The 23,510-nt window shown below is 58.2% G+C and carries 19 protein-coding genes; 10 read left to right on the forward strand and 9 right to left on the reverse strand.

Going from position 1 to position 23,510, the window contains the following annotated elements:
- Positions 1 to 127 precede the first annotated feature (127 nt).
- Genes BBB56_RS16640 through rstA form a run of 3 tightly spaced genes read right to left on the reverse strand, consistent with a single transcriptional unit; the run spans position 128 to position 3,662 of the window.
- A complete protein-coding gene (locus BBB56_RS16640) occupies positions 128 to 1,615 on the reverse strand; it encodes a carboxypeptidase M32 (RefSeq protein WP_123802053.1) in 1,488 nt (495 codons plus the stop codon).
- 20 nt (positions 1,616 to 1,635) lie between these two features.
- Positions 1,636 to 2,937 (reverse strand): two-component system sensor histidine kinase RstB, encoded by a 1,302-nt coding sequence (gene rstB, locus BBB56_RS16645; RefSeq protein WP_123802054.1) that lies wholly within the window; start codon positions 2,935 to 2,937, stop codon positions 1,636 to 1,638.
- Complete coding sequence (rstA, locus tag BBB56_RS16650; protein WP_123802055.1) at positions 2,934 to 3,662, reverse strand: two-component system response regulator RstA; 729 nt, start codon at positions 3,660 to 3,662, stop codon at positions 2,934 to 2,936. The genes rstB and rstA overlap by 4 nt, the downstream gene beginning before the upstream one ends.
- A gap of 176 nt (positions 3,663 to 3,838) precedes the next feature.
- Between rstA and BBB56_RS16655 the strand changes: the two genes are divergently transcribed.
- Entirely contained in the window at positions 3,839 to 4,255 is a 417-nt protein-coding gene (locus BBB56_RS16655) for a hypothetical protein (protein ID WP_123802056.1), read from the forward strand.
- On the opposite strand, the gene BBB56_RS16660 is transcribed toward BBB56_RS16655, so the two are convergent.
- Both BBB56_RS16660 and ydgH read right to left on the reverse strand, forming a co-directional pair.
- On the reverse strand, positions 4,252 to 5,643 hold the full coding sequence (locus BBB56_RS16660; protein ID WP_123802057.1) for a basic amino acid/polyamine antiporter: 1,392 nt from the start codon (positions 5,641 to 5,643) through the stop codon (positions 4,252 to 4,254). The genes BBB56_RS16655 and BBB56_RS16660 overlap by 4 nt on opposite strands.
- 203 nt (positions 5,644 to 5,846) lie before the next feature.
- On the reverse strand, positions 5,847 to 6,800 hold the full coding sequence (ydgH, locus tag BBB56_RS16665; protein WP_123802058.1) for a DUF1471 family protein YdgH: 954 nt from the start codon (positions 6,798 to 6,800) through the stop codon (positions 5,847 to 5,849).
- A gap of 536 nt (positions 6,801 to 7,336) precedes the next feature.
- Between ydgH and pntA the strand changes: the two genes are divergently transcribed.
- Positions 7,337 to 8,869 (forward strand): Re/Si-specific NAD(P)(+) transhydrogenase subunit alpha, encoded by a 1,533-nt coding sequence (gene pntA, locus BBB56_RS16670; protein ID WP_123802059.1) that lies wholly within the window; start codon positions 7,337 to 7,339, stop codon positions 8,867 to 8,869.
- Positions 8,870 to 8,872: 3 nt separating this feature from the next.
- Positions 8,873 to 10,261 carry a Re/Si-specific NAD(P)(+) transhydrogenase subunit beta gene (gene pntB / locus BBB56_RS16675; protein ID WP_123802060.1) on the forward strand — a complete coding sequence of 463 codons (1,389 nt, stop codon included), beginning with the start codon at positions 8,873 to 8,875 and terminating at the stop codon, positions 10,259 to 10,261.
- 30 nt (positions 10,262 to 10,291) lie between these two features.
- Here pntB and uspE read toward each other — a convergent pair whose 3' ends face one another.
- Together uspE and fnr are read right to left on the reverse strand one after the other, a co-directional pair.
- On the reverse strand, positions 10,292 to 11,251 hold the full coding sequence (uspE, locus tag BBB56_RS16680; protein ID WP_123802061.1) for a universal stress protein UspE: 960 nt from the start codon (positions 11,249 to 11,251) through the stop codon (positions 10,292 to 10,294).
- A 174-nt stretch (positions 11,252 to 11,425) separates the two neighbouring features.
- The gene (gene fnr / locus BBB56_RS16685; protein ID WP_123802062.1) at positions 11,426 to 12,178 is read right to left on the reverse strand and encodes a fumarate/nitrate reduction transcriptional regulator Fnr; all 753 of its coding nucleotides are present in this window, start codon (positions 12,176 to 12,178) and stop codon (positions 11,426 to 11,428) included.
- A 315-nt stretch (positions 12,179 to 12,493) separates the two neighbouring features.
- Here fnr and smrA point away from each other — a divergent pair, with 315 nt between their 5' ends.
- Positions 12,494 to 13,060, forward strand: coding sequence for a DNA endonuclease SmrA (smrA, locus tag BBB56_RS16690; RefSeq protein WP_123802063.1), 567 nt, complete (start codon positions 12,494 to 12,496; stop codon positions 13,058 to 13,060).
- On the opposite strand, the gene BBB56_RS16695 is transcribed toward smrA, so the two are convergent.
- Entirely contained in the window at positions 13,057 to 13,977 is a 921-nt protein-coding gene (locus BBB56_RS16695; protein WP_123802064.1) for a LysR substrate-binding domain-containing protein, read from the reverse strand. The two genes, smrA and BBB56_RS16695, sit on opposite strands and share 4 nt — an antisense overlap.
- Before the next feature lie 323 nt (positions 13,978 to 14,300).
- Here BBB56_RS16695 and BBB56_RS16700 point away from each other — a divergent pair, with 323 nt between their 5' ends.
- The 4 genes from BBB56_RS16700 (at position 14,301) to BBB56_RS16715 (ending at position 20,530) form a co-directional block, all read left to right on the forward strand.
- Positions 14,301 to 15,635 (forward strand): MFS transporter, encoded by a 1,335-nt coding sequence (locus BBB56_RS16700; RefSeq protein ID WP_123802065.1) that lies wholly within the window; start codon positions 14,301 to 14,303, stop codon positions 15,633 to 15,635.
- Between the two features lie 69 nt (positions 15,636 to 15,704).
- Entirely contained in the window at positions 15,705 to 17,048 is a 1,344-nt protein-coding gene (gene hglS / locus BBB56_RS16705; RefSeq protein WP_123802066.1) for a 2-oxoadipate dioxygenase/decarboxylase HglS, read from the forward strand.
- A gap of 99 nt (positions 17,049 to 17,147) precedes the next feature.
- Positions 17,148 to 18,665: a carboxylesterase/lipase family protein gene (locus BBB56_RS16710; protein ID WP_123802067.1), complete on the forward strand. Its 1,518-nt coding sequence runs from the start codon at positions 17,148 to 17,150 to the stop codon at positions 18,663 to 18,665.
- 209 nt (positions 18,666 to 18,874) lie between these two features.
- Positions 18,875 to 20,530, forward strand: coding sequence for a methyl-accepting chemotaxis protein (locus BBB56_RS16715; RefSeq protein ID WP_123802068.1), 1,656 nt, complete (start codon positions 18,875 to 18,877; stop codon positions 20,528 to 20,530).
- Here the strand turns inward: BBB56_RS16715 and BBB56_RS16720 are convergent.
- Positions 20,485 to 21,366, reverse strand: coding sequence for a LysR substrate-binding domain-containing protein (locus BBB56_RS16720; protein WP_123802069.1), 882 nt, complete (start codon positions 21,364 to 21,366; stop codon positions 20,485 to 20,487). The genes BBB56_RS16715 and BBB56_RS16720 overlap by 46 nt on opposite strands.
- Before the next feature lie 130 nt (positions 21,367 to 21,496).
- Here BBB56_RS16720 and BBB56_RS16725 point away from each other — a divergent pair, with 130 nt between their 5' ends.
- Both BBB56_RS16725 and BBB56_RS16730 read left to right on the forward strand, forming a co-directional pair.
- Positions 21,497 to 22,657, forward strand: coding sequence for a methionine aminotransferase (locus tag BBB56_RS16725; protein ID WP_233593051.1), 1,161 nt, complete (start codon positions 21,497 to 21,499; stop codon positions 22,655 to 22,657).
- A 17-nt stretch (positions 22,658 to 22,674) separates the two neighbouring features.
- On the forward strand, positions 22,675 to 23,454 hold the full coding sequence (locus BBB56_RS16730; protein WP_123802071.1) for a transporter substrate-binding domain-containing protein: 780 nt from the start codon (positions 22,675 to 22,677) through the stop codon (positions 23,452 to 23,454).
- The last annotated feature ends 56 nt before the right edge of the window (positions 23,455 to 23,510 follow it).

Genomic DNA, 23,510 nt, shown 5'->3' on the forward strand with positions numbered 1-23,510 from the left:
TGTAGCCCACTGCGGGGCCGGTGAAGAGACTATATGAGAGTCGAGGAGAGCTTTCCGTGGGTGTTTGGTATCGGCGTGTAACGGATTGTACAAACGGAGAAAAGGGCGGCCGCAAGGGCCGCACAGACTAGCGGTTCAGATAGCGTTGTTCAAGATGCTGGCGGAAATAGCGCGGGTTCAGCGCTTCGCCCGTGGCGTTGATCAGCAGCTGCCCGGTAGGAAAACGGCTGCCGTGCTGCCAGATGTTTTGCTGAAGCCAGTCAAATACCGGCTGCAATTCGCCGTGCTGGAGACGCTCGCTGAGATCCGGCAGCGCTTTTTTCACGGCCTGGAAGAGCTGCGCCGCATACATGGCGCCCAGCGTATAAGTCGGGAAATAGCCGAACGCGCCGTCAGTCCAGTGAATATCCTGCATACAGCCGTCGCGGTAGTTGCCGCGCGTATCCAGCCCCAGCGCCTGCTGCATCTTCTCATCCCACAGCGCGGGGATGTCATCGACCTCAATATCGCCTTCAATCAGCGCGCGCTCGATCTCGAAGCGCAAAATCACATGGGCCGGATAGCTCAGCTCATCGGCGTCAACGCGAATAAAGCCGGGCTTAACGCGCTGCGTCAGACGCACAAAGTTTTCCGCATTCAGCGCCGGCTGCGCCCCCAGCTTTTCACAGACCTGCGGTAAGATGCGCTGCAAAAACTCGGGACTGCGGCCCAGCTGCATCTCCATAAACAGGCTTTGCGACTCGTGGATCGCGGTGGAACGCGCCAGGCCTACGGGCTGATTGCGCCACTGCTGCGGCAGACCCTGCTCATAGCGCGCATGGCCGGTTTCATGGATGACGCCCATCAGCGCGCTAAGAAACTCATGCTGGTTATAGCGCGTGGTGATGCGTACATCCTCCGGCACGCCGCCGCAGAAGGGATGAGCGCTGACGTCGAGGCGGCCGTGACGGAAGTCAAAGCCCAGCGTCTCCATGACGCTCAGACCCAGCTCGCGCTGCGCGGCGATGGCAAAGGGACCCTGCGGCTGTTCGGTTTTTTCCTGCGCCTGTTTTTCCACTACCCGCTGAAGCAGTTCAGGCAGCCAGCTCTTCAGTTCGCCAAAGGTTTCATCCAGCTTTGCGCTGGTCATGCCGGGTTCGTACAAATCCAGCAGGGCGTCATAGCGTGAGGTCCCGTTCGCCTCGGCGCGCAGCCGCGCCTCCTCACGGCTCAGGCGCACCACCTCTTTCAGGTTGGCGGCAAAACCCTGCCAGTCGTTAGCCGGACGCTGCTCGCGCCAGGCGTGTTCACAGCGCGAACCGGCCAGCGACTTCGCCTCCACCAGCGAGGCGGGCAGCAGCGAAGCCTGCTGCCAGGCGCGCTGCATCTCATGCAGGTTAGCGCGCTCTACATCGTTGAGATCGGCCTGCGCGGCCTCTTTAAGCAGATCGCCGACGCGGGGATCGGTCAGGATTTCATGGCGCAGCACGCCCATTTCCGCCAGCGCTTCGCCGCGCGCCTGGCTGCCGCCCGCAGGCATCATGGTTTGCATGTCCCAGCCCGCCACCGCCATCAGATGGCCGAATCGGGAGAGGCGCTGAAAAGTAGCGCTAAGTTGTTGATAAGCTGTAGTCACCAGAAGCTCCTTGTGAAGATTTATCGCGCGGAAAGTTCACGCAAGGGTAAATCAACCGGCCAGCAAAAGCGAACGCTTGCCCCGCCCAGCGGGCTGCTTTCGATGCTGACGCGGCCGCCCAGCGCCTGAGCAATAGAGTGCACGATAGCCAGTCCCAGACCGCAGCCGCCGGTGGCGCGGTCGCGGCTGGGATCGAGCCGCACAAAGGGTTCGAACACGCGTTCGCGCTCTTCGACCGGAATGCCGGGACCGTCATCCTCGACCTGCAGGCAGCCCAGCGCGCCGTCAAACCACAGGCTGACGCGCAGTCGCTGGCCGGCGTAGCGCAGGGCATTGTTAATCAGATTATCCAGCACGCGCTCCATCAGACGGCTGTCCGACACGCCGTGGTTGTCGCGCTGCGGCAGATCGAGATCGATCTGGGTTTGCGGATTAAGGGCGCGCACGTCGTTGACGTGTTCACGCAGCCAGTTCGCCAGGTCGAAAGACGTCAGGTTAAGATCGACGCGCGGACGATCGAGGCGCGCGTAGGTCAGCAGCTCTTCAATCAGGCTCTCCAGCTGACCAATATCGCGGTTGATGGCGGCGGACTCCCCCGCGCTGAGGTTGTCGCTCATCTCCAGCCGATAGCGCAGTCGCACCAGCGGGGTGCGCAGTTCATGCGCGATGCCGTCGATCAGCTGCTTTTTACTGGCCACCAGCGTGTTGATGTTGTCGGCCATCTGGTTAAAAGCGATGCCTAAGCGGAACAGGCTGGAGGTATTGTCGAAATGGGTGCGCACGTCCAGCTCTCCGCGGCCAAAGCGCTGCGCCGCAATTTCCAGACGCTGCATCTCTTTCCAGTGCGGACGCATCCAGATAAACACCGGCAGGGCCAGCGACATGCCGATAAACACCAGCAGCGCAATATCCAGCAGCCGCATCTGATGCAGATAGAAGAGGTAGGGGATCGGGCCGACGGAAAGCACATAGTGGCTGCGCGGAATATGCTGCAGGAAGGTGTACTGGTCATCCAGCGCCACGATTTCGCCTGCGCGCAGGCGGCGCATATCGGGTTCATCGAGCTGGTACTTGCTCATTGGCTCAATATGCAGGTCGAACGACAGGCCCAGATCGAGGCTCTTAATCGTCTTGTTCCAGTCGCGCGGCGGAATTTCACGCAGTTCGCTACGGATCAGATAGAGCGAACTCGCCATCAGGTCGTTCATCGACTGGCGCCCGGCGCGCTCGGCGGTAAATTTATACACCAGGCCGACCAGCAGCGCCATTACCAGAAAACAGACGAACAGCAGCAGATAGAACTGGATAAACAACTTTCTCATGCCTGGGTGTCCCACGCCTGCGGCGCAAACAGGTAGCCTTTATTGCGGATGGTTTTAATGCGAAACGGTTCGGTCGCGCTGTCATGCAGTTTTTTACGCAGCCGGGAGATGGCCACGTCAATACTGCGATCCAGGCCATCGTAGCTGACGCCGCGCAGGGTTTTCAGCAGCGCGTCGCGGTTAAGGATCTGTCCGGCGTGACTGGCCAGCTCCCACAGCAGATCGAAGTCGGCGGTCGAGAGCGTGATCTGCTCGCCGAACAGCGTGACCTCGCGATTCAGCGCGTCAATGCTCAGGGAGCCAAAGCGCAGCAGCTTCTGTTTTTGCGCGGCGACAGGCGTCGGCAGTTCATCGCTTTGCCCCTGCTGCGCCTGGCGCAGATGCAGCCGCAGCCGCGCCAGCAGCACCGCAGGCGGGGTGGTTTTGAGGATATAGTCCTGCGCCCCCATCTCCAGCGCCAGAATATGGTTCATATCGCTGTCGAGCGAGGTCAGCAGCACGATCGGTCCCTGCCAGTGCGTGCGCAGATCGCGACACAGGGTCATGCCGTCTTTGCCGGGCAGCATAATATCCAGCATCACCAGGTCCGGCTTTTCAGCGGCAATCACCGCTTCGGCGCGATCGCCGCGCATTTCGACAATCACCTCAATATCATGGCGGCCCAGATAGGCGGCAATCAGTGAACCGACTTCCGGTTCATCTTCAACAAAAACAATTTTGTTCATAATCCACAGTGACAAATTAGCCTGACGAGCAGCATAACTTTTCCCGGTCCTGAGCACTATGCCACCGCACGAAATATCCTTAGGTCACTGGTATCTGTAAGGCAAAATGTGCCATCATTGTTTGTGCGTTTAAGCAAGGTTCTGAACCGTAATGAAAAAACAGGGGGAGTGCGAGGGTGTCTGATAAAGAGCTGGCTTCAGCCATATACAGTGACCGCATCTGCTTCAACTACAGCGATTTTCTCTCCGCCTCTTGCAAAAAACGCTGGAGTTTTGTTGACGCCATTTATGGCGTGATGCCGATTTTCGGCATGGTAACCCGCAAATCCTCGGCTCACAGCGTCCAGGCGAGCGACGAACACCTGAAAGAGCTGGCATTACAAATCATCTCCACCCAGGTCAGCGACGAGATCAATATTGCGCGTCTGATTACTCTGGCCGAACAGCAGCACATCACGCATTTTGACATCCAGCTGCCTTATCCACTCTCGGCGCAGCAGCTGGAGGCGATCCATCAGGAATATCGTAAGCCGCTCAGCCTGACACAGCAGGATGACCTGCTGTGCGTGGTTATCCCTGAACAGTCACACTAAACCATCAGCTGCCACATAGCGGGCAGCGAAGCCGCCATCAGCAAACCAATAGCGATGCGCTCAAGCTGGGTCAGCGCGATGTCGCCTCGTCCGCCGCGACGCGCGAACAGAAACAGCAGCAGACCCGGCGCATAGAGCACCACCGACAGCAGCAAATGCAGCGGTCCTGAAGCATAGAGCAACCACAGCCCGTACAGACTGGCGCCCACGCCCGTCGCCAGCGCCAGCGGCTGCCCTTTGCCGCGCGTCAGCTTCACCAGATACAGCCCCACCAGCAGATAAGGGACCAGGATCATCTCCGAGGCGATGGTGAGCAGAGTATTGTAATCGGCGTGGGTCAGGGCAATCAGAATCAGACAGAGCTGCACGCTGCCATTGGTCAGCCACAGCGACGCGACCGGCGCGCTGCGCGCATTCTGGCGCGCAATGCTGCGCGGAAACGCGCCCTGTTGCGCGGCGATAAAGGGCACCTCGGCGGCCATAATCGTCCAGCTGAGGTAGGCGCCGCACACGGACAGAATCAGCCCGCCCGCGATAACCGCATCGCCCCAGTGCCCAATCAGGCGCGTCATCAGACCGGCCATAGACGGGTTACGCATCTGCGCCAGCTCGGCGCGAGGAATGATGCCCAGCGACAGCAGCGTCACCAGCAAATAGACCAGCAGCGCCGCCAGCACCGCCAGCAGCGTGGCGCGGCCCACATCCTTTTTATGACGCGCGCGTGCCGACACTACGACCGCGCCCTCGACGCCGATAAACACCCACAGGGTAATCAGCATGGTCTGTTTGACCTGCTCCCAGAGCGGCTGGCCGAGCGTGAGGCCCGAAAAATCAAAATGGAACTGGTCATAGTTAAAGGCGGCGATCGCCAGCACCACAAACAGCAGCAGCGGCACCAGTTTTCCCAGCGTGGCCAGCAGGTTGATGCTGGCTGCGGTTTGTACGCCGCGCAAAACCAGAAAGTGCACCAGCCACAGCAGCACCGACGCGCCCAGCATCGCCTGCCAGGTGTTGCCGTCGCCGAACACCACGCGTTCGGGGGTGTCCGTAAAAAAGCTCAGCGCAGAGAAGACGATCACCAGATAAGAGACATTGGCGATGACTGCGCACAGCCAGTAGCCCCAGGCGGAGCAAAAGCCGAGCAGCTCACCGAAACCTGCGCGGGCATAGGTAAAGATGCCGCCGTCCAGATCCGGCCTGAGCCTTGTGAGCAGCAGCATCGCCAGCGCCAGCAACAGAATGCCCGCGCCGGTAATCATCCAGCCAGTCAGCAGCGCTGCCGGTCCGGCGACGGCTGCCATATTCTGCGGCAAGCTAAACACGCCTGCGCCCAGCATTGAGCTGAGCACCAGCGCCGTAAGCGCGCTAAGACCTAATTTTTTCTCCAAAATACCCTTCCTGCTAGCACAAGTGGCTGGATTATGTTCTGAACGACGCATTTAACCGCGCCGTTTGGTTTTTATATGACGGATTCAGCTAAAAGCAGGGCGAAGATTCTACGGAGTGCGAAAAGGGATGGCAATGCGTGGTTATGCAAAATTGTGAAGGGATAATGCAAACAGCAGGGCGGCGAGCGCCGCCCTGAGAGAGATTACTTGAACAGATCCGCCGTAACGGTCAGGTTACCACCGCTCTGGTTCTGCCACTGACGCGTGACGTGATAGTACTTGGCCCCTTTATCCGCGGCGCGCTTGGCGACTTCTTCAGAGATCTCTGTCGGCGTGCCGAAGTGGCCGGTAAAGGTGACGCTGTCAAACGGTTGCATCTGCGCGGCGGTAATCGCGTTTACTTCCTGAATCGATTTGCCGTTCGGCAGATTCACGGTGTAGCGCTGGCCGGTAGAGCTTTGCGTTTCGAAGAAACGGCCGACGTTGCTGCTGGGGGTCTCAGACGAGGCAACGCCCGGAATTTCGACGCGTTTTGCCGCTTCGCCGCCTGCCGCCAGCGCGGCCTTGCCTGCATCTGAATCCGCCGGGATCAGGTTCGGGCTTTGCACTTTGCGCTCTTTCGCATCGGCTTTATACACATAGGCGGTGACGTACTGGTTGCCGCCGTTATTGGCGTCAACCTGACGCACGATATAGAAAGAGGCGGCGCCTTTTTCCTTCGCTGCTTTACTCACGGCGTCGTTAACATCCGGCTGGCTGCCAAAGAAGCCGCTGACGCTAACGGTATCAAAAGGCTCCAGTCGATAGGCTTCGGCTTTTGGCAGCTCTTTTACCCCGTTGATGACGCGATAGGTAGTGTCGTCGCTGGCTTTGGGCGCATCGGCTTTATAGAGATCGGCGGTCACGCGCCAGTTGCCGCTGTTGCCGTTGCTGTCGTTGATGCCCTGAATAAAGTAAGAGGCCGCGCCCAGCTCATCCGCACGTTTCGAGACGGCGTCGGCTGCGTCGCCAATGGCGTTGAAACGGCCGGTGACGTTAATACGTTCGAATGGTTTCAACTCGGCCGCTTTTTCCGGCGTCAGTTCCTGCGCGGCAAACGCGTTGGCCGTCAGCAGGGATAACAAGGTTGACGCCAGAATGGTGTTCTTCAGCTTCATAAAAATGATCCTTCGCCTTACGCAAAAATGAGTACGAAAACGTGCTGGACTCTTGATGTATAACAGATTAGCCGCTGATTATTGCATGTTATAAACAGGCTGTCGCAGCCAATTTATGCGACAAATCCTGAGAAATTGACAGCTAAATTCGCTACCGGGTCAGGCAGTGGAATAAAGACGATTATTTAACCTGGTTATCGCTGAATGTGGTAACCCTTAGTGCTTAAACAGTTAATACATTGTTAAATAAAGGTTTTTATTAACCAGATCTGCGCCGTGACACGATTTTGCTCAGCAGAAAATATTTTAAACGTCCTGTTTGGCAGTGGCTAAGCGCAGCTTTTTTGTTATGACGCTGAATAATTGTGTGAATGTCATAAGTACAGGCTCTGGATGTAGATCGCTGTTCATATTTTCAGTAGGTTATAAATACTTTGATACATGTGCATTTCGTTCATAAGCGCCTGAAACCCTGTTTCGGGCGCTGTGTCGCTATGCAGTCGACAGGCCATCATCAACCGATGAAAGGGATGAATATGTTAATTGGAATACCCAAAGAGCGGTTGCCCAACGAGGCGCGCGTGGCAGCGACGCCAAAAACCGTTGAGCAGCTTATCAAACTGGGTTTCAGCGTTGCCGTTGAGCACGATGCAGGCAAACGCGCCAGTTTTGATGACGAAAGTTTTGTCGCCGCTGGCGCCAGTATTAGCGACAGCCAGCAGATCTGGCAGTCGGATGTCATTATGAAGGTCAATGCGCCTGAGGATGACGAGATCGCGTTAATGCGCGCGGGCAGCACGCTGGTAAGCTTTGTCTGGCCTGCGCAAAATGCCGCGCTGCTGGAAAAGCTGGCCGCGCGCAACGTCACCGTGATGGCAATGGATGCGGTGCCGCGTATTTCCCGCGCGCAGTCGCTGGATGCGTTAAGTTCTATGGCGAACATTGCGGGTTATCGCGCCATCGTCGAAGCCGCGCATGAATTTGGCCGCTTCTTTACCGGCCAGATCACGGCGGCAGGCAAAGTGCCGCCGGCCAAGGTTATGGTGATCGGCGCGGGCGTCGCCGGTCTGGCGGCGATTGGCGCGGCGGGCAGCCTGGGCGCCATTGTGCGCGCCTTCGATACCCGTCCGGAAGTGAAAGAGCAGGTCCAGAGTATGGGGGCCGAGTTCCTTGAGCTGGATTTTGAAGAGGAAGCAGGCAGCGGCGACGGATATGCCAAAGTGATGTCCGACGCCTTTATTAAGGCGGAGATGGCGCTGTTCGCCGCTCAGGCGAAAGAGGTGGACATCATCGTCACCACGGCGCTGATCCCCGGCAAACCGGCGCCGAAGCTGATCACCGCTGAAATGGTCGCCAGCATGAAACCCGGCAGCGTGATTGTCGATCTGGCGGCGCAAACCGGCGGCAACTGCGAACTGACCGTGGCCGATCGCGTTACCGTAACGGACAACGGCGTGAAGATCATCGGCTATACCGATCTGCCCAGCCGCTTGCCCACCCAGTCTTCCCAGCTGTACGGCACCAATCTGGTGAACCTGATGAAGCTGCTGTGCAAAGAGAAGAACGGTGAAATCAGCGTGGATTTCGACGATGTGGTGGTGCGCGGCGTAACCGTGATCCGCGACGGCGACATCACCTGGCCTGCGCCGCCGATTCAGGTCTCCGCCGCGCCGAAAGCCGCGTCTCCAGCGGCGCAGCCGGTAGCAAAAGAGGCCGCAGCGCCCGCCCCGACGTGGCGCAAATATCTGCTGCTGGCGCTGGCGATTGTCTTGTTCGCCTGTCTGGCTAACGTTGCGCCAGCCGAGTTCCTGTCGCATTTCACCGTATTTGCGCTTGCCTGCGTGGTGGGCTACTACGTGGTGTGGAACGTCAGCCATGCGCTGCATACGCCTTTGATGTCCGTGACCAACGCCATATCCGGCATTATTGTGGTCGGCGCGGTACTACAGATGGGACAGGGCGGCTGGGTCACCTTTATCTCGTTTATCGCGGTGCTGATCGCCAGCATCAATATTTTCGGTGGCTTCACCGTCACCCAGCGCATGCTGAAAATGTTTCGTAAGGGGTAGCAGATGTCTGGCGGATTAGTTACTGCGGCATACATTGTTGCCGCTATTCTCTTTATTTTCAGCCTGGCTGGACTTTCGAAACATGAAACCTCGAAACGGGGGAATCTGTTCGGCATTAGCGGGATGGCGCTGGCGCTGCTGGCGACTATTTTTGGTCCTGACAGCGGCAATGTCGCCTGGATTTTACTGGCGATGGTTATCGGCGGAGCAATCGGCATTCGGCTGGCGCAAAAGGTCGAAATGACCGAAATGCCTGAGCTGGTGGCGATTCTGCACAGCTTTGTCGGTCTGGCTGCCGTGCTGGTGGGCTTTAACAGCTACATCGCTCATGCGCCTGGCCTGCCTGCGGTGATGGAAAATATTCACCTGACCGAGGTGTTCCTCGGCATCTTTATCGGTGCCGTGACCTTTACCGGCTCGGTGGTGGCTTTCGGCAAGCTGCGCGGCAAGATCTCATCGCGTCCGCTTATGCTGCCGCATCGTCACAAGCTCAACCTGCTGGCGCTGGTGGTGTCATTCCTGCTGCTGCTGTGGTTTGTCCGCACCGACAGCACTGGCGCGCAGGTGTTCGCGCTGCTGCTGATGACGCTGATTGCGCTGGCGTTTGGCTGGCATCTGGTGGCCTCTATCGGCGGCGCGGATATGCCGGTGGTAGTCTCTATGCTCAACTCCTACTCAGGCTGGGCGGCGGCGGCGGCGGGCTTTATGCTGAGCAATGACCTGCTGATCGTAACGGGCGCGCTGGTTGGCTCTTCAGGCGCCATCCTCTCTTACATTATGTGTAAGGCGATGAATCGCTCATTTATTAGCGTTATCGCGGGCGGCTTTGGTACCGACAGCAGTACAGGCGACGAAAGCGATGAGGCGGGCGAACATCGCGAAATCAGCGCGGAGGAGACCGCTGAGCTGCTGAAGCACTCTTCCTCGGTGATTATCACGCCGGGCTACGGCATGGCCGTGGCGCAGGCCCAGTATCCAGTGGCGGAAATTACCGAAAAACTGCGCGCGCGCGGCATCAAGGTTCGCTTCGGCATTCACCCGGTCGCCGGTCGCCTGCCGGGGCATATGAATGTGCTGCTGGCAGAGGCGAAAGTGCCTTATGACGTGGTGCTGGAGATGGATGAGATCAATGATGATTTCTCCGACACCGATACCGTGCTGGTTATTGGCGCCAACGACACCGTTAACCCGGCAGCGCAGGACGATCCGCGCAGCCCTATCGCTGGGATGCCCGTGCTGGAAGTGTGGAAAGCGCAGAACGTCATTGTGTTTAAGCGTTCCATGAACACCGGCTATGCGGGCGTACAGAATCCGCTGTTCTTTAAAGAGAATACGCAGATGCTGTTTGGCGATGCCAAAGCCAGCGTGGAAGGGATACTGAAAGCGTTGTAACAATAAGGGCGGCCACTCGGCCGCCCTTATTTATTCGTCATCGTCCTCTTCATCATCGTCCAGCGACACGGGCGAATTAAAGTCATCAGGTTTAATTGCCAGCAGATCGCAGCGCAAATGATCGATAACCTGTTCCGCCGTATTGCCGAGGAATGCTGCTGACAGGCCGGTGCGGCCAATGGTGCCCAGCACGACAATCCCTGCGCTGAGCTGACTGGCGATGTCAGGGATCACCTCTTCAGGCAGTCCCTTGGCGACGTGGGTAAACTCCTCGCGAATAGAAAACTTCTGCCGCAGGGCTTTCATGGCCACCAGATGCTGGCCGCGAATCGCATCGTTATAGACGCTGGGGTCAAAATCAGGCAGCTCAATAGCAATATTGATCGGCGTGATGGGGTAAGCGCCCACCAGATGCACTTCGGTGTGGTTTACCATCTCTGCCAGCAGCGTGGTTTCACGAATGAGTTTTTGATTCAGCTCGTCATGGTGCGGCTCTTCGCTGGCCAGATTGACGGCCACTACCGCTTTACCGCCTTCCGGCCAGGGCTGATCTTTCACCATCCAGACCGGGCAGGGACATTTACGCAGCAGATGCCAGTCGGTCGGGGTGAAGATCACCGCTTCCAGTCTGTCGTGCTGATGCGCCATTTTCAGCACCAGATCGTGTCCGTGCGCCAGCACTTCCTGGATAATCGCCTCATAGGGGCGGTTATGCCACACCACCTTGATTTCAATTTCTACGCCTGCTTCCAGATAGGCGCGCGCCTGCTCGCGGATCCATTCGGTGCGCTGGCTGATAACGCCTTGACGCATAGAAGAACGCTCATCAGGCGACAGCAGCGTGGTCATCTCATAGGAGAAGTCATAAATCGGCAGATAGGCCTTAATTTTGCCGCCGATACGCTGATTGAGGTAAACCGCGCGTCGCAGCGCAGGCTGATCGTCTTGCTGTGAGTCGATAGCAACCAGAATATTTTGGTAGCGAGACATAGGGAATAACTCCTTAAACCAACGCGGACTGGTTTAAAGATAGCCTAAGTTAAGAGCAGGAAGAAGCGGAAAAGTTACTGTGGGATCAATAAACTAACAAATAAAGGGCGGTAGTCAGAGTTGCAGGGATGTTGCGCACATACCTGCAACTCTAATGATTAGGAGACCAATTAATTAAGCAGCCTGAACGCTCTGACCGGCCAGCTCAGAAAGCAGATCGTGATTTTCGATAGTGATATATTTGCCTTTCACCGCCAGCATGCCGGATTTCTGAAAACGCCCCAGCAGACGGCTGATGGTTTCAACGGTCAGGCCGAGGTAGTTGCCGATGTCGCCGCGCGTCATGGTCAGACGGAATTCCCGCTGCGAGAAGCCGCGCTGGCCGAAACGACGGGAAAGATTCCAGATAAACGCGGCCAGCCGCTCTTCAGCGTTTTTCTTGGAGAGCAGCAGGATCATATCCTGATCGCCTTTAATTTCGCCGCTCATTAAACGCATCATTTGCTGACGCAGAGCGGGCATTTTGCCCGATAAATCGTCCAGCGTTTCAAATGGAATCTCACACACCATCGCGGTTTCCAGCGCCTGAGCGAAGCTGGGATGGTTGCCGCTCATAATGGCGTCGAAACCCACCAGATCGCCCGCCAGATGAAAACCGGTGATCTGCTCATCGCCCTGTTCAGTGATGGTGTAGCTTTTAATGGTGCCGGAGCGAATAGCGTAAAGCGATTTAAGGTCGTCGCCGGCTTTGAACAGCGTCTGACCTTTCTGGATCGGTTTTTTACGCTCGATAATATTGTCGAGCTGATCCAGCTCATGCTCGTTCAGGGTGAAGGGAATACACAGCTGGCTAATGCTGCAATCCTGACAGTGAATGGCACAGCCACCTGACTGAATACGGCGAATGGTGCGTTTTTCAGTGATCATATTGTACGCTCGACGATTATTGACTGGGGTCAATTTTAACATTTTTTGCGCTGAAGTGAACTTGTCCGAGCAGTTTTAGCCCTGCAAAGTGTAGGGATGTCAGACAGGGCGCGGAACCGCGCTATATCAAGCCCTTCAGGTCACACTTTTGGCAAATGGCACGAAAAGTTTCCATATTTTTTGATTCAGATGGGTGTTTTTTCAGCAGGCGCCAGGGTCTATCAATCACTGGCGCACTGTTTTTGCCCTTTGCTACTATTGCATGAGTATGGCCCGGTGGGTCTCTGTAATGTTTATCTGGCGTGAGAAAATTCCATGAACCTTGACGATGAAGACCTGTTTCGGGATGCCATGGGTGATGTCACTCCATTAAAAGATACGGCCAGTACGCTCTGGCTAAAATCGCCTTCAACCAAAGCGCCGCGTCGACCTGAGGCGGAAGCGGAGAATGAGAACTTTTTGACGCGCGGCTACCTTGATATTGTTCCCCTGACCACGCCGCTGGAATATAAAGCCGATGGCATCCAGCAGGGCGTGCTGGAGAAGCTGCGTAAAGGAGAGTACAAGCTGGACGCTAGTCTGAATCTGCTGCGCCAGCCCGTCGAGACATGCCGTCAGGCCGTTTTCAGTTTTATGATGCAGGCGCGCAAGGACGGGCTGCGAAACCTGCTGATCATTCATGGTAAGGGGCGTAATAACGAATCCCACGCCAATATCGTGCGCAGCTACCTGGCGCGCTGGCTGCGTCAGTTTGACGATGTTCAGACATTTTGCGTGTCGCAGCCGCAGCATGGCGGGGCGGGCGCGCTTTATATCGGTCTGCGCAAAACGGACAAAGCGCGGCTGGATAACCGCGAACGTCACGCCAAGCGCAGCCGTTAGTCAGGCGACTTGCGGATCGTCGCCATCAGGATTTCGGCACTGAGACTGAGCGTACTGGCGGTACGGGTAATGATGCCGACCGGTTCGCCCGGTCCGGTGGAATTGATGGGCAGGGCGCACAGCGCATGGTGCGCCAGGTCTTCTTTAATGGCGCCGGAAGGCACAAACCACACATAGTCATAGCGCAGCGCCAGCTGGCGCGCCAGCGAGGTTGACGAGGTTTCTACGCAGGTGCTGGGCAGGGCGCATCCCTGTTCATCCAGCATCTGCTGAGCGATACGGCGCGGCGCCGTGCCTTCAGGAGAGATCACCACCGGCCACTGCATGGCGCGGGATAAGGTGACGTTGTCACTTAAAAGCGGGTGCTCCGGACGAACCACCAGCTTTAGCGACTCCAGAAACAAGAGTTCATAGGTCAGACCCGCCATCATTTCGCTGTCGGCCATGCGGCCGATACCGATATCAAATTCGCCGGCGCGCAGTCCGGCCAGCAGGACATTGTTATGCAGCGTCGCCACCTGAACGGTAGTGTGCGGCTGCTGCTGATGAAACCGATCGAGGATTTGCGGCAGCATGCCCATCGCCGCCGTCGTCAGCGCGCCGAGCCGGATCACTACCGGCCGCGTGGAGACAGGAAGCGTAAAACTTTGACCTGCATGGTTGAGCGCATCCAGCACTTTTACCGCATGGATCAAAAACTGTTCGCCCATGGTAGTGAGCTGTGCGCCCAGTCGGCCGCGCTCAAACAGCCGAACGCCCGTTAACTCTTCCAGTTCATTAAGAGTTTTCGACAGCGCGGGCTGGCTCAGATTGAGCGTTTCCGCCGCCCGCCCCAAAGTGCCCTGTTGCGCCACGGCAACAAAGGTATGAAGATGACGCAAGCGAATGCGCTGATTGAAAAGGATATTTTTTTCCATTCCGCCAACTTAATGAGTTTTAGCCCGGTACATCAACCAGTAAAGCTGGGTTTTGTTAACTTTGTTGCAAAATATCATTAACAAAGTGAGGTGAAAAGGCTTTGTGGTTGATAACCCGACACTTTTATTTCAGGCGCGGTGTTATCACTTTGCATGGCGGACTGGCAGGCCACGGTTTTTCAACAGTTTAACGGATTGATGTTGAATAATTCTCAATATCATATAAAAATCAGACGCCATATTGTTAACGATGGGCTATTATAGCTGCCGTTTTTTTTACCAAAACTGATGCCTCATCCAGAGAGCGTAGTGAGGAGATCGCAGTGACCAGCGTCGAGGCGGTGGACGTTCGCCAGTTAATCAATCAGTCAGAGCTAAGCCGATGGCAAAAGCGCCTGATCGCGCTTTGCTTTATTGTGGTGGCCCTGGACGGCATGGACATTGCGCTAATGGGCTTTATCGCGCCGACGCTCAAGGCGAGCTGGGGCGTGACCAACCATCAGCTTGGTCTGGTGATCAGCGCCGCGCTGGTAGGGCTGGCGCTGGGCGCAATGCTGGCGGGTCCGCTGGCAGACCGCTACGGGCGTCGCATGATGATTATTCTCAGCGTCTTCTTCTTCGGGCTGTGGACGCTGGCCACCGCGCTGGCAGGCAACGTCGAACAGATGATGCTGTTTCGTTTTCTCACCGGGCTTGGGCTGGGCGCTGCCATGCCCAACGTCGGAACGCTGGTCGCAGAATATGCGCCCGAACGCCGCCGCGCTTTTATTATCACTGTCGTGTTCTGCGGCTTCACTTTCGGCGCGGCCAGTGGAGGCTTTGCCGCTTCCTGGCTGCTGCCGCGCTACAGCTGGCACGCCGTCATGCTGCTGGGCGGAATACTGCCGCTGGTGATGGTGCCCTTTTTAGTGCGTGGGCTGCCTGAATCGGTGCGTTTTCTGATCAGCCGCCGCGCGCCTGCCTCTCGCATCCACGCGATTCTCGAACGTATGCTGCCAGGCGCAACCCGTCCCGATAGCGCGTTTCACGCCAGGGAAACCGCGCCTGTCACGCAGGGCGCGATGACGACCGTAGTCTCATCTCGCTATCTGTTCGGCAGTCTGATGCTGTGGGGCGGCTACTTTATGGGGCTTTTTCTGGTTTATCTGATCGGCAGCTGGCTGCCGTCGCTGATCAATACGCTGGGCATGTCCGTCACCGAGGCGGCGGTGATCACCGCCATGTATCAGGCAGGGGGCACGCTGGGTTCGCTGTTTGCTGGCTGGCTGATGGATCGTTTTAATGCGAACCTGGCGCTGGCGGCCATCTATTTTTGCGGCGGCCTGGCGATTGTGGCCCTGGGTTTCTCTCCGGCGGAGGTGGGCATCATGAGCGCCATCGCGTTTTGCAGCGGCTTCTGCTTCAACGGCGCCAATACCGGTATGAACGCGCTGTCGGCCAGTTACTATCCGACCCATGCGCGCGCGACCGGCTCCAGCTGGATGCACGGCGTGGGGCGCGTCGGCGCTATTCTCAGCGCCTTTGTCGGAGCGGAAATGCTGTCGCTCGGCTGGTCGTTCAGCCTGATCTTCGTGCTGCTGGCGATCCCGGCGCTGCTGACGACCCTGATGCTGCTGCTGAAAAATCGTTTCGGCTTTAAGCCGATCACAAATCCATAACTTTTTCGCCTGCTGAAGACGCGTTGCTTTACAGTAGCAGCAACGTCGTTCATGACAGGAGCAGGAAATATGGGTCACTTCCTCAGCGCGGACGCTATTCGTACGCGCTTCTCTCAGGCAATGTCCGCGATGTATCAGCAGGAAGTGCCGCAGTACGGCACGCTGATGACGCTGGTGCAGCATGTAAACGAAAGCACCCTGGTCGATAACCCTGCGCTTGAGGCCCGGCTGCACAATGCCGATGAGCTGGAGCGGCTTAGCCTGGAGCGGCACGGCGCGATTCGCGTCGGCACGGCGCAGGAGCTGTCGATGCTGCGTCAGATGTTCGCGGTGATGGGCATGGAGCCGGTCGGCTATTACGATCTCTCGCAGGCGGGCGTCCCTGTTCACTCTACCGCGTTTCGTCCGGTCAGCGACGAGGCGCTGCGCCGCAATCCTTTCCGCATCTTTACCTCTTTGCTGCGGCTGGAGCTGATCGCCGATCCTCAGCTGCGCGACAAAGCGGCCGCTGTGCTGGCGCAGCGCGATATTTTTACGCCGCGCTGCCGGGCGCTGATTGCGCAGCAGCAGCAGCAGGGCGGACTGAGTGACGCGGACGCCGAAATCTTTGTTAAAGAGGCGCTGGAGACGTTCCGCTGGCATGCGCTGAGCACCGTGGACCGCGCCACCTTTCAGGCGCTGAGCCAGCAGCATCGACTGGTTGCCGATGTGGTTTGCTTCCCCGGCTGTCATATCAATCATCTGACGCCGCGCACGCTGGACATCGACCGGGCGCAGGCGCTGATGCCCGACTACGGCATCGAACCCAAGACGCTGATTGAAGGGCCGCCGCGCCGCAGAGTGCCGATTCTGCTACGACAGACCAGCTTCAAGGCGCTGGAAGAGCCGGTAATTTTTCCGCTGGGCGAGACAGGTACCCACACCGCGCGCTTCGGCGAGATTGAACAGCGCGGCGCGGCGCTGACGCCAAAAGGGCGCGCGCTTTACGATCGTCTGCTGGCGGAGGCGGGTACAGGCGTCGATAACCAGCAGCACCAGCAGCATCTGGCAGAGGTATTTCGCGCCTTTCCCGATGACGAACGCAGCCTGCGCGAGCAGCAGCTCGCCTGGTTTGACTATCGTCTGAGCGCGCAGGGCGAAGCGCAACCGCCGCAGCCGGGCGAATCCCTGACGTCGCTGATTGAGCAAGGGCGCATTCTCGCCGAACCCATCGTGTACGAAGATTTTCTGCCGGTCAGCGCGGCGGGGATCTTTCAGTCCAACCTGGGCGATCGGGCGCAGGCTCGTTCGGCGGGGAACGCCAGCAGGGCCGATTTTGAATCAGCGTTGGGCGTGGCGGTGCAGGATGAAATGCAGCTCTATCAGGCGCGACAGCAGCTGTCGCTGGCGCGCTGCGGGGTCAGCGAAGCGTAACGGAAGCGATTCGGCATATTCTGCAAATGCACTAAGAACATGGACAATTTCTGAAGAGCCTGCTGATAATGCGCGTTAACGCCTTATCAGGGAACAGGTATGAAAAACAGACAACCTTTGCGCCTTATGACCGCGGAAGGTGAGCTAAGAGGGCGTATGGATGATGATCTCTTTGTCTTCAGAGGCATCCCCTTTGCCGCTGCGCCAGTAGGCGCGCTACGCTGGCGCGCGCCGCAGCCGGTCGCGCCCTGGCAAGGCGTGCGCGATGCCGTCGACTTCGGGGCAGCCAGCTGGCAGAACCGCGAACTCTGTAAAATCGCGGGCGGAGGCGATCCCGGTCCCCTTAGCGAAGACTGTCTCTATCTTAACGTCTGGACACCCGATATTGAGCCGTCGAAGCCGCTGCCCGTGATGGTGTGGCTGCACGGCGGCGGCTTTGCGATGGGGTCCGGCGCGCTGCCGCCCTATAGCGGCAAGCCGCTGGCGGCGCGAGGGGCCGTTGTAGTGACCGTCAATTATCGCCTCGGCCACCTGGGCTTTTTCGCTCATCCGGCGCTGGATGCGGAGTATCGCGACGGTGACGTGGTAAACAATTTCGCCTTGCTCGATCAGATTGCAGCGCTCCAGTGGGTGCAGCGCAATATCCCGGCGTTTGGCGGCGATCGTGACAACGTCACTCTTTTTGGCGAATCCTCCGGCGCACGCAGCGTCCTGTCGCTCTGCTGCTCGCCGCTGGCTGAAGGACTGTTTCACAAAGGCATTGTGCAGAGCGCCTATAGCCTGCCCGACAAGCCGCGTAAGGCGGCGCTGCGTCAGGGCGAAGAGGTCGCGGCCCATTTTGGCCTGCGCAATGCGACCGCCGAACAGCTGCGGGCCCTGCCTGCCGACGCCTTCTGGCCGCTTGAGCATCCGCTGACGCAGGGACCGGTGCCGGTGGTGGGCGATGCGGTGCTGCCGCAGTCCATGCTGACCACCTTTATGACGGCGCGCCAGCATCGACTCCCGCTAATGGCAGGCAGCAACAGCGACGAGGCCAGCGTGCTGGAGTACTTCAATGTCGATACCGCGCAGGTGATGCGTGAGCTGCGGAGCAGCAGGCCGCTGAGCTATCGGCTGCTTAAGTGGCTGTACGATATTCACGACGATCGGTTGCTTGGACGGGCGGCGGCACGCGATCTCGCCTTTAGCGTTATGCCATGGCTGCTGATGCGGGCGCAGCACAACGTCGGCATGCCGGGCTGGCGTTACTGGTTCGACTATGTTTCCGGGCAGTCGCGCGATCTCTACCCGCACGGCGCCTGGCATGGAAACGAGGTGCCCTATGCGCTCAATACGCTGGCGGCGATGCAGCCCGTCGACAGCGCTCGCCCCTATACTGAAGAGGACTATCTTTTTTCGCAGCGCATGGCCGATTACTGGTTTGCCTTCGCGCGCGACGCGGGAGAGTTCAGCTATCGGCTGGAGGGAGAGATAAACTGGCCGGCTTGGCATCCTGGCGAGGATCTGACGCTGTCGTTTGGTGAAAAGGGTCAGGATCGGCTGGTATTAAAGCGTAACTTTATGCGGGCGCGCCTGCGGCTGTTTCGTCTGATGATGAAAAACATGGTTAAGCTTTGACGGCTAATTATTAATATATCTGAACCAGTTTTTCGCCAGTTAATCCCTCAGCTGTGCTTATAAATGAACGGGTTAACCAAGAGAGCGCTGCCTCTATTCAGCAGTTTTTTTGCTAACAAAAAGGCTGTACCTTCCTGAAACCCTGCCGATAACGCCAATATGCCCGAGATTATCGGGCCTTCCCGGTTTTCACCGTCAAGGAATTGGCTATGCGCATTTTAAAAAATTTTACCATTCGTACTGTAATGCTCTGGATCCTCGGCATTTTTTGTCTGCTGTGGTGTGCTGTAGGCTGGTTTAGCGTGCACTCGTTAGGGGCGCTCAGCGCAGGTAATGACGTCGATCGTCATCTGGTGGCCCAGATGACCACCTTAAGCAAAGGCAATGACCAGTACTTTCGCGTGATTACGCGCCTGTCGCGCGTGATGGAAGGCAAAGCCAGCGGAGCGCAGCCGGGCGACGCGGAGTGGAAGCCGGTACAGCAGGCGCTGGACAATATGACGCAGCAGCTGGCGCAGTTTAAAAAGATGGCGCCCGGTCCGATGGAGCCGCAGATCGTCGACAGCGTTATTGCCAACTGGCAAAAACTCCTGGATGAAGGGGTAACGCCGCAGCTGCAAAAAGCGCGTCAGGAGAGCCTTGAAGCCTACCGCCAGCAGGCAAAAGAGATTACGCCTGCGCTGAGCCGCGCCTTTGGCGCCAGCGCCGACACCTTTAACCAGGCGGCAGCGATCAAACTGGATGAAACGCGCGTCAGGGTGGATCATCTTACCGCGCTGACCAAAATCACGCTGGTGGTGGCCGTCATCGTCGGGCTGTTCATCCTGCTGTTTACCGATCGCTATCTGGTGGCGATGCTGGTTAAGCCGCTGGATCGCATTCGCGATCATTTCGCCCTGATTGCTAAAGGCGACCTTAGCCAGTCGGTAGAGCCATTTGGCCGCAACTGCGTCGGCAAACTGGTTCCGTTACTCAGCGCGATGCAGGACAGTTTGCGCGAGGCGGTGAGCGCGATTCGCAGCGGCACAGAGAATATTGCGCGCGGCGCGGCGGAGATCTCAGCGGGCAACAACGACCTCTCTTCGCGCACCGAGGAGCAGGCGGCCGCGCTGGAGCAGACCGCCGCCAGCATGGAGCAGTTAACGGCGACGGTGAAATTCAATGCCGATAACGCGCGGCAGGCCAGCCTGCTGGCGGAAACCGCCTCTGGCACCGCGCAGCAGGGCGGTCAGCTGGTGAGCGAAGTGGTCACCACCATGAACGGCATCTCCGGCAGTTCGAAAAAGATTGCCGAAATTACCAATGTGATTAACGGCATCGCATTCCAGACGAATATTCTGGCGCTCAATGCGGCCGTCGAAGCCGCCCGTGCCGGAGAACAGGGTCGCGGATTCGCCGTGGTCGCCAGCGAGGTGCGCAACCTGGCGCAGCGCAGCGCCGGCGCCGCGAAAGAGATTGCCGCGCTGATCGAGGATTCCGTACAGCGCGTGGATAAAGGCGCGGCACTGGTCAGCAACACCGGCGCGACGATGCACAATATTCTGAAATCGGTGCAGGATGTGGATGCCATCATGAAACAGATCGCCGCCGCATCGGAAGAGCAGAGCAAAGGCATCTCGCAGGTGGGCGTCGCGGTAACCGAGATGGATAGCGTGACGCAGCAGAACGCCTCGCTGGTTGAGGAGGTGTCCGCCGCCGCCGCCGCGCTGGCGCGTCAGACCGAATCGCTGGAGGCGTCGGTTGCGCGGTTCCGTCTGTCGTCGCACCAGGGCGCTGAGCACGTCGCGCCGTCAGCCAGCCGCGCGACGCCGGTTGCCGTTCATACCCGCCCGGCGGAAAAGAGCGGCGACTGGGTGACGTTCTGATGATCTGACAGCCAGGCCGCCAGTTCCGCAAGAAAGGGCGGCGCATCCTGGGGCGAGCGTTGCAGCAGACTGTATGCCGCCCCGGTTTTCACCCGTCCGGCGAAGGGCGCGATCAGGCGACCGTTCGCCAGGTCGCTCTCCACCAGATTGATGTCTGCCACCGTTACGCCAAATCCCTGTATTGCCGCGCTGATCGCCAGATCCATGGTGCTGAAATGCTGATTGCGCGTCATCGTCAGCGCGACGTTCTCTGCCTGAAGCCACAGCTGCCAGTCGCGACTGTCGGCGGTGGGATGCAGAAAGGTCATGCCCGTCAGCGCCTCTGGCGTCGCAGGCGGAGTGGCGCTGGCGGCCATGACCGGCGTAATCGCCTCGTCAAACAGATGCTGCGCCCCCGGCGGCGGCGAACCGTACAGAATAGCGGCGTCGAAGCCCTCCAGCTGAGCGTGATGATCCAGCGTCGTGGTGAGCGCGACGTGCAGCTCCGGCCGCTGCTGCTCCAGCGCCACCAGGCGCGGCACCAGCCAGCGCATGGCGCAGGTCGGCGCCTTCAGCCGGATCGCGCCGTTATGGCGCATCGCCTTATGGGCGGCCTGCGTCATTTGCTCAAATCCCTGGCGCATCTCCGGCAGCAGCGCCGCGCCTTGCGGCGTCAGGCGCAGGCCGCGGGCATGTCGGTCAAACAGCGCAAACCCCATAAACTGCTCCAGCGCGGCAATCTTACGACTGACCGCGCCCTGGGTAATGCAAAGCTCCGCCGCCGCGCGCGTCAGATTGAGATGGCGCGCGGTCACCAGAAAGGCGTGAACAGCATTGAGGGGCAAAGAACGCGACATAACGGCTCCAGCTATGCATTTTTGTCATAGCTATTATGACAACAATTCGCTTGTCGACTCAAGCGCCTGCCCGTTGAATAGAAAACAGCTTAATTCACATTTTTATGCACGACCGCAGGAGCCTGTAGCCATGAAAAGCAGCGTTGAATTTACCTCTAAACTGCCTGATGTCGGCACCACGATCTTTAGCGTCATCGGTCAGCTCTCGGCGCGTCATAACGCGATAAACCTGTCGCAGGGCGCGCCCAACTTCCCCTGCGATCCGCTGCTGGTGGAAGAGGTAAGCCGCGCGATGCGCGAAGGGCATAATCAGTACGCGCCCATGACCGGCTGGCCTGCGCTGAAAGAGGCGCTGGCGGCGAAAGTGGCTGCGCTTTACGGACAGCACTACGATCCCGGCACGGAAGTGTTGATCAGCGGCAGCGCCAGCCAGGGGATCTATATGGCGATCGCCGCGCTGGTGAATGCGGGGGACGAAGTTATCTTCTTTGAACCCGCTTTCGACAGCTATGCGCCCGTGGTGCGACTCCAGGGCGGAACGCCGGTCGGGCTGAAGCTGCAGTTTCCCGATTACGCCATTAACTGGGATGAGCTGCGTGCCGCGCTTACGCCGCGCACCCGCATGATTATTATCAACACGCCGCACAATCCCAGCGCGCAGGTGCTGACGCCGGAGGATCTGGCGCAGCTGGCGGCGCTGACGCGCGGCACCGATATCGTGGTGCTCTCTGACGAAGTCTATGAACATATTGTGTTTGACGGCCGCGCGCATTGTGGCATGGCGACGCATCCGGAACTGGCGCAGCGCAGCGTGATTGTCTCTTCCTTCGGCAAAACCTTTCACGTCACGGGCTGGCGCGTCGGTTACTGCCTGGCGCCTGCCGAGCTGATGCAAGAGTTGATCAAGGTGCACCAGTTTATGATGTACGCGGCTGATACGCCGATGCAGATTGGCTTTGCCCACTATTTGCAGCATGCGCAGAACTATCTGTCGCTGCCGAGCTTCTATCAGCAGAAGCGCGATCGTCTGGTGAAATTACTCCAGGACTCGCCGTTTAAGCTGCTGCCGTGCGCGGGGTCTTTTTTTGTTTTAGCCAGCTATGGACATTTCAGTGACGAACCGGACAGCGAGATGGTAAAACGTCTTATCGTTGAACACGGCGTGGCCACCATTCCGCTTTCGGCGTTTTATATGGACGGCACCGATAACAACGTGATTCGTCTCTCTTTTGCTAAAGACGACGTTACCCTGGAGCGCGGCGCTGAAGCGCTCTGTCGGGTAAAGGGTTAATCTCAGGGGAAAATAAAATGAAAAAGCTTAACGCGCTATTTCTTGCGCTGGGAATGATGAGTTCGGTACATGCGCTGGCGGCGCAGACGCTGCGCTACGGGCTGGAGTCGCAGTATGCGCCGTTTGAGAGCCGCAACGCGCAGGGTGAACTGGAAGGGTTTGACATTGAGCTGGGCAAGGCCATCTGCGCCACCGGCAATTTTGACTGCCAGTGGGTGGAAAGCAGCTTCGATGCGCTGATCCCGGCGTTGCAGGCGAAGAAATTCGACGCCATCAACTCAGCGATGAATATCACCGAAGCGCGCGCCAAAAGCATCGACTTCACCAAACCGATTTATCGTATTCCCAGCATGCTGATCGTTAAAGAGGGCGAAAAGCTCCAGCCCACCGCCGAGGCGCTGAAAGGTAGAAATATTGGCGTGCTGCAAGGTTCTATACAGGAGACCTACGCCAAAAAACACTGGGAGACGCAGGGCGTCACCGTGACCTCCTATCAGGATCAGAATCAGGTCTATAACGATATGGTCGCTGGTCGTCTTGACGGAACGCTGGTGATGTCTGCCGCCGGGCAGTCGGGCTTCCTCGACAAGCCGCAGGGTAAAGGCTTCGTCTTTGCCGGTAAAGCGGTGGAGGATGACGCGATTCTGGGTTCCGGCATCGGTTTCGGCCTGCGCAAAGGGGATACGAAGCTGAAACAGGAACTGGACGCCGCCATTACCAAAATTCAGGACGACGGCACGGTAAAAAAACTGGCCGATAAATATTTTCCTGGCATTGACGTGAGTGTGACGAAGTAAGCAACAGCAGGCGGCCGCCCACCGCCTTTTTGCGGCGAGGCGACCAACCAGCCGCC

The organism is Candidatus Pantoea deserta (assembly GCF_003813865.1).
Classification (GTDB): domain Bacteria; phylum Pseudomonadota; class Gammaproteobacteria; order Enterobacterales; family Enterobacteriaceae; genus Pantoea; species Pantoea deserta.

Coding starts and splice junctions, on each gene's coding strand:
- BBB56_RS16720 (WP_123802069.1), bottom strand. CDS start 21,366: ATGTCGCGTTCTTTGCCCCTCAATGCTGTTCACGCCTTTCTGGTGACC.
- hglS (WP_123802066.1), top strand. CDS start 15,705: ATGGGTCACTTCCTCAGCGCGGACGCTATTCGTACGCGCTTCTCTCAG.
- fnr (WP_123802062.1), bottom strand. CDS start 12,178: ATGATCACTGAAAAACGCACCATTCGCCGTATTCAGTCAGGTGGCTGT.
- pntA (WP_123802059.1), top strand. CDS start 7,337: ATGTTAATTGGAATACCCAAAGAGCGGTTGCCCAACGAGGCGCGCGTG.
- BBB56_RS16695 (WP_123802064.1), bottom strand. CDS start 13,977: ATGGAAAAAAATATCCTTTTCAATCAGCGCATTCGCTTGCGTCATCTT.
- ydgH (WP_123802058.1), bottom strand. CDS start 6,800: ATGAAGCTGAAGAACACCATTCTGGCGTCAACCTTGTTATCCCTGCTG.
- pntB (WP_123802060.1), top strand. CDS start 8,873: ATGTCTGGCGGATTAGTTACTGCGGCATACATTGTTGCCGCTATTCTC.
- BBB56_RS16730 (WP_123802071.1), top strand. CDS start 22,675: ATGAAAAAGCTTAACGCGCTATTTCTTGCGCTGGGAATGATGAGTTCG.
- BBB56_RS16710 (WP_123802067.1), top strand. CDS start 17,148: ATGAAAAACAGACAACCTTTGCGCCTTATGACCGCGGAAGGTGAGCTA.
- smrA (WP_123802063.1), top strand. CDS start 12,494: ATGAACCTTGACGATGAAGACCTGTTTCGGGATGCCATGGGTGATGTC.
- rstA (WP_123802055.1), bottom strand. CDS start 3,662: ATGAACAAAATTGTTTTTGTTGAAGATGAACCGGAAGTCGGTTCACTG.
- rstB (WP_123802054.1), bottom strand. CDS start 2,937: ATGAGAAAGTTGTTTATCCAGTTCTATCTGCTGCTGTTCGTCTGTTTT.
- BBB56_RS16715 (WP_123802068.1), top strand. CDS start 18,875: ATGCGCATTTTAAAAAATTTTACCATTCGTACTGTAATGCTCTGGATC.
- BBB56_RS16725 (WP_233593051.1), top strand. CDS start 21,497: ATGAAAAGCAGCGTTGAATTTACCTCTAAACTGCCTGATGTCGGCACC.
- uspE (WP_123802061.1), bottom strand. CDS start 11,251: ATGTCTCGCTACCAAAATATTCTGGTTGCTATCGACTCACAGCAAGAC.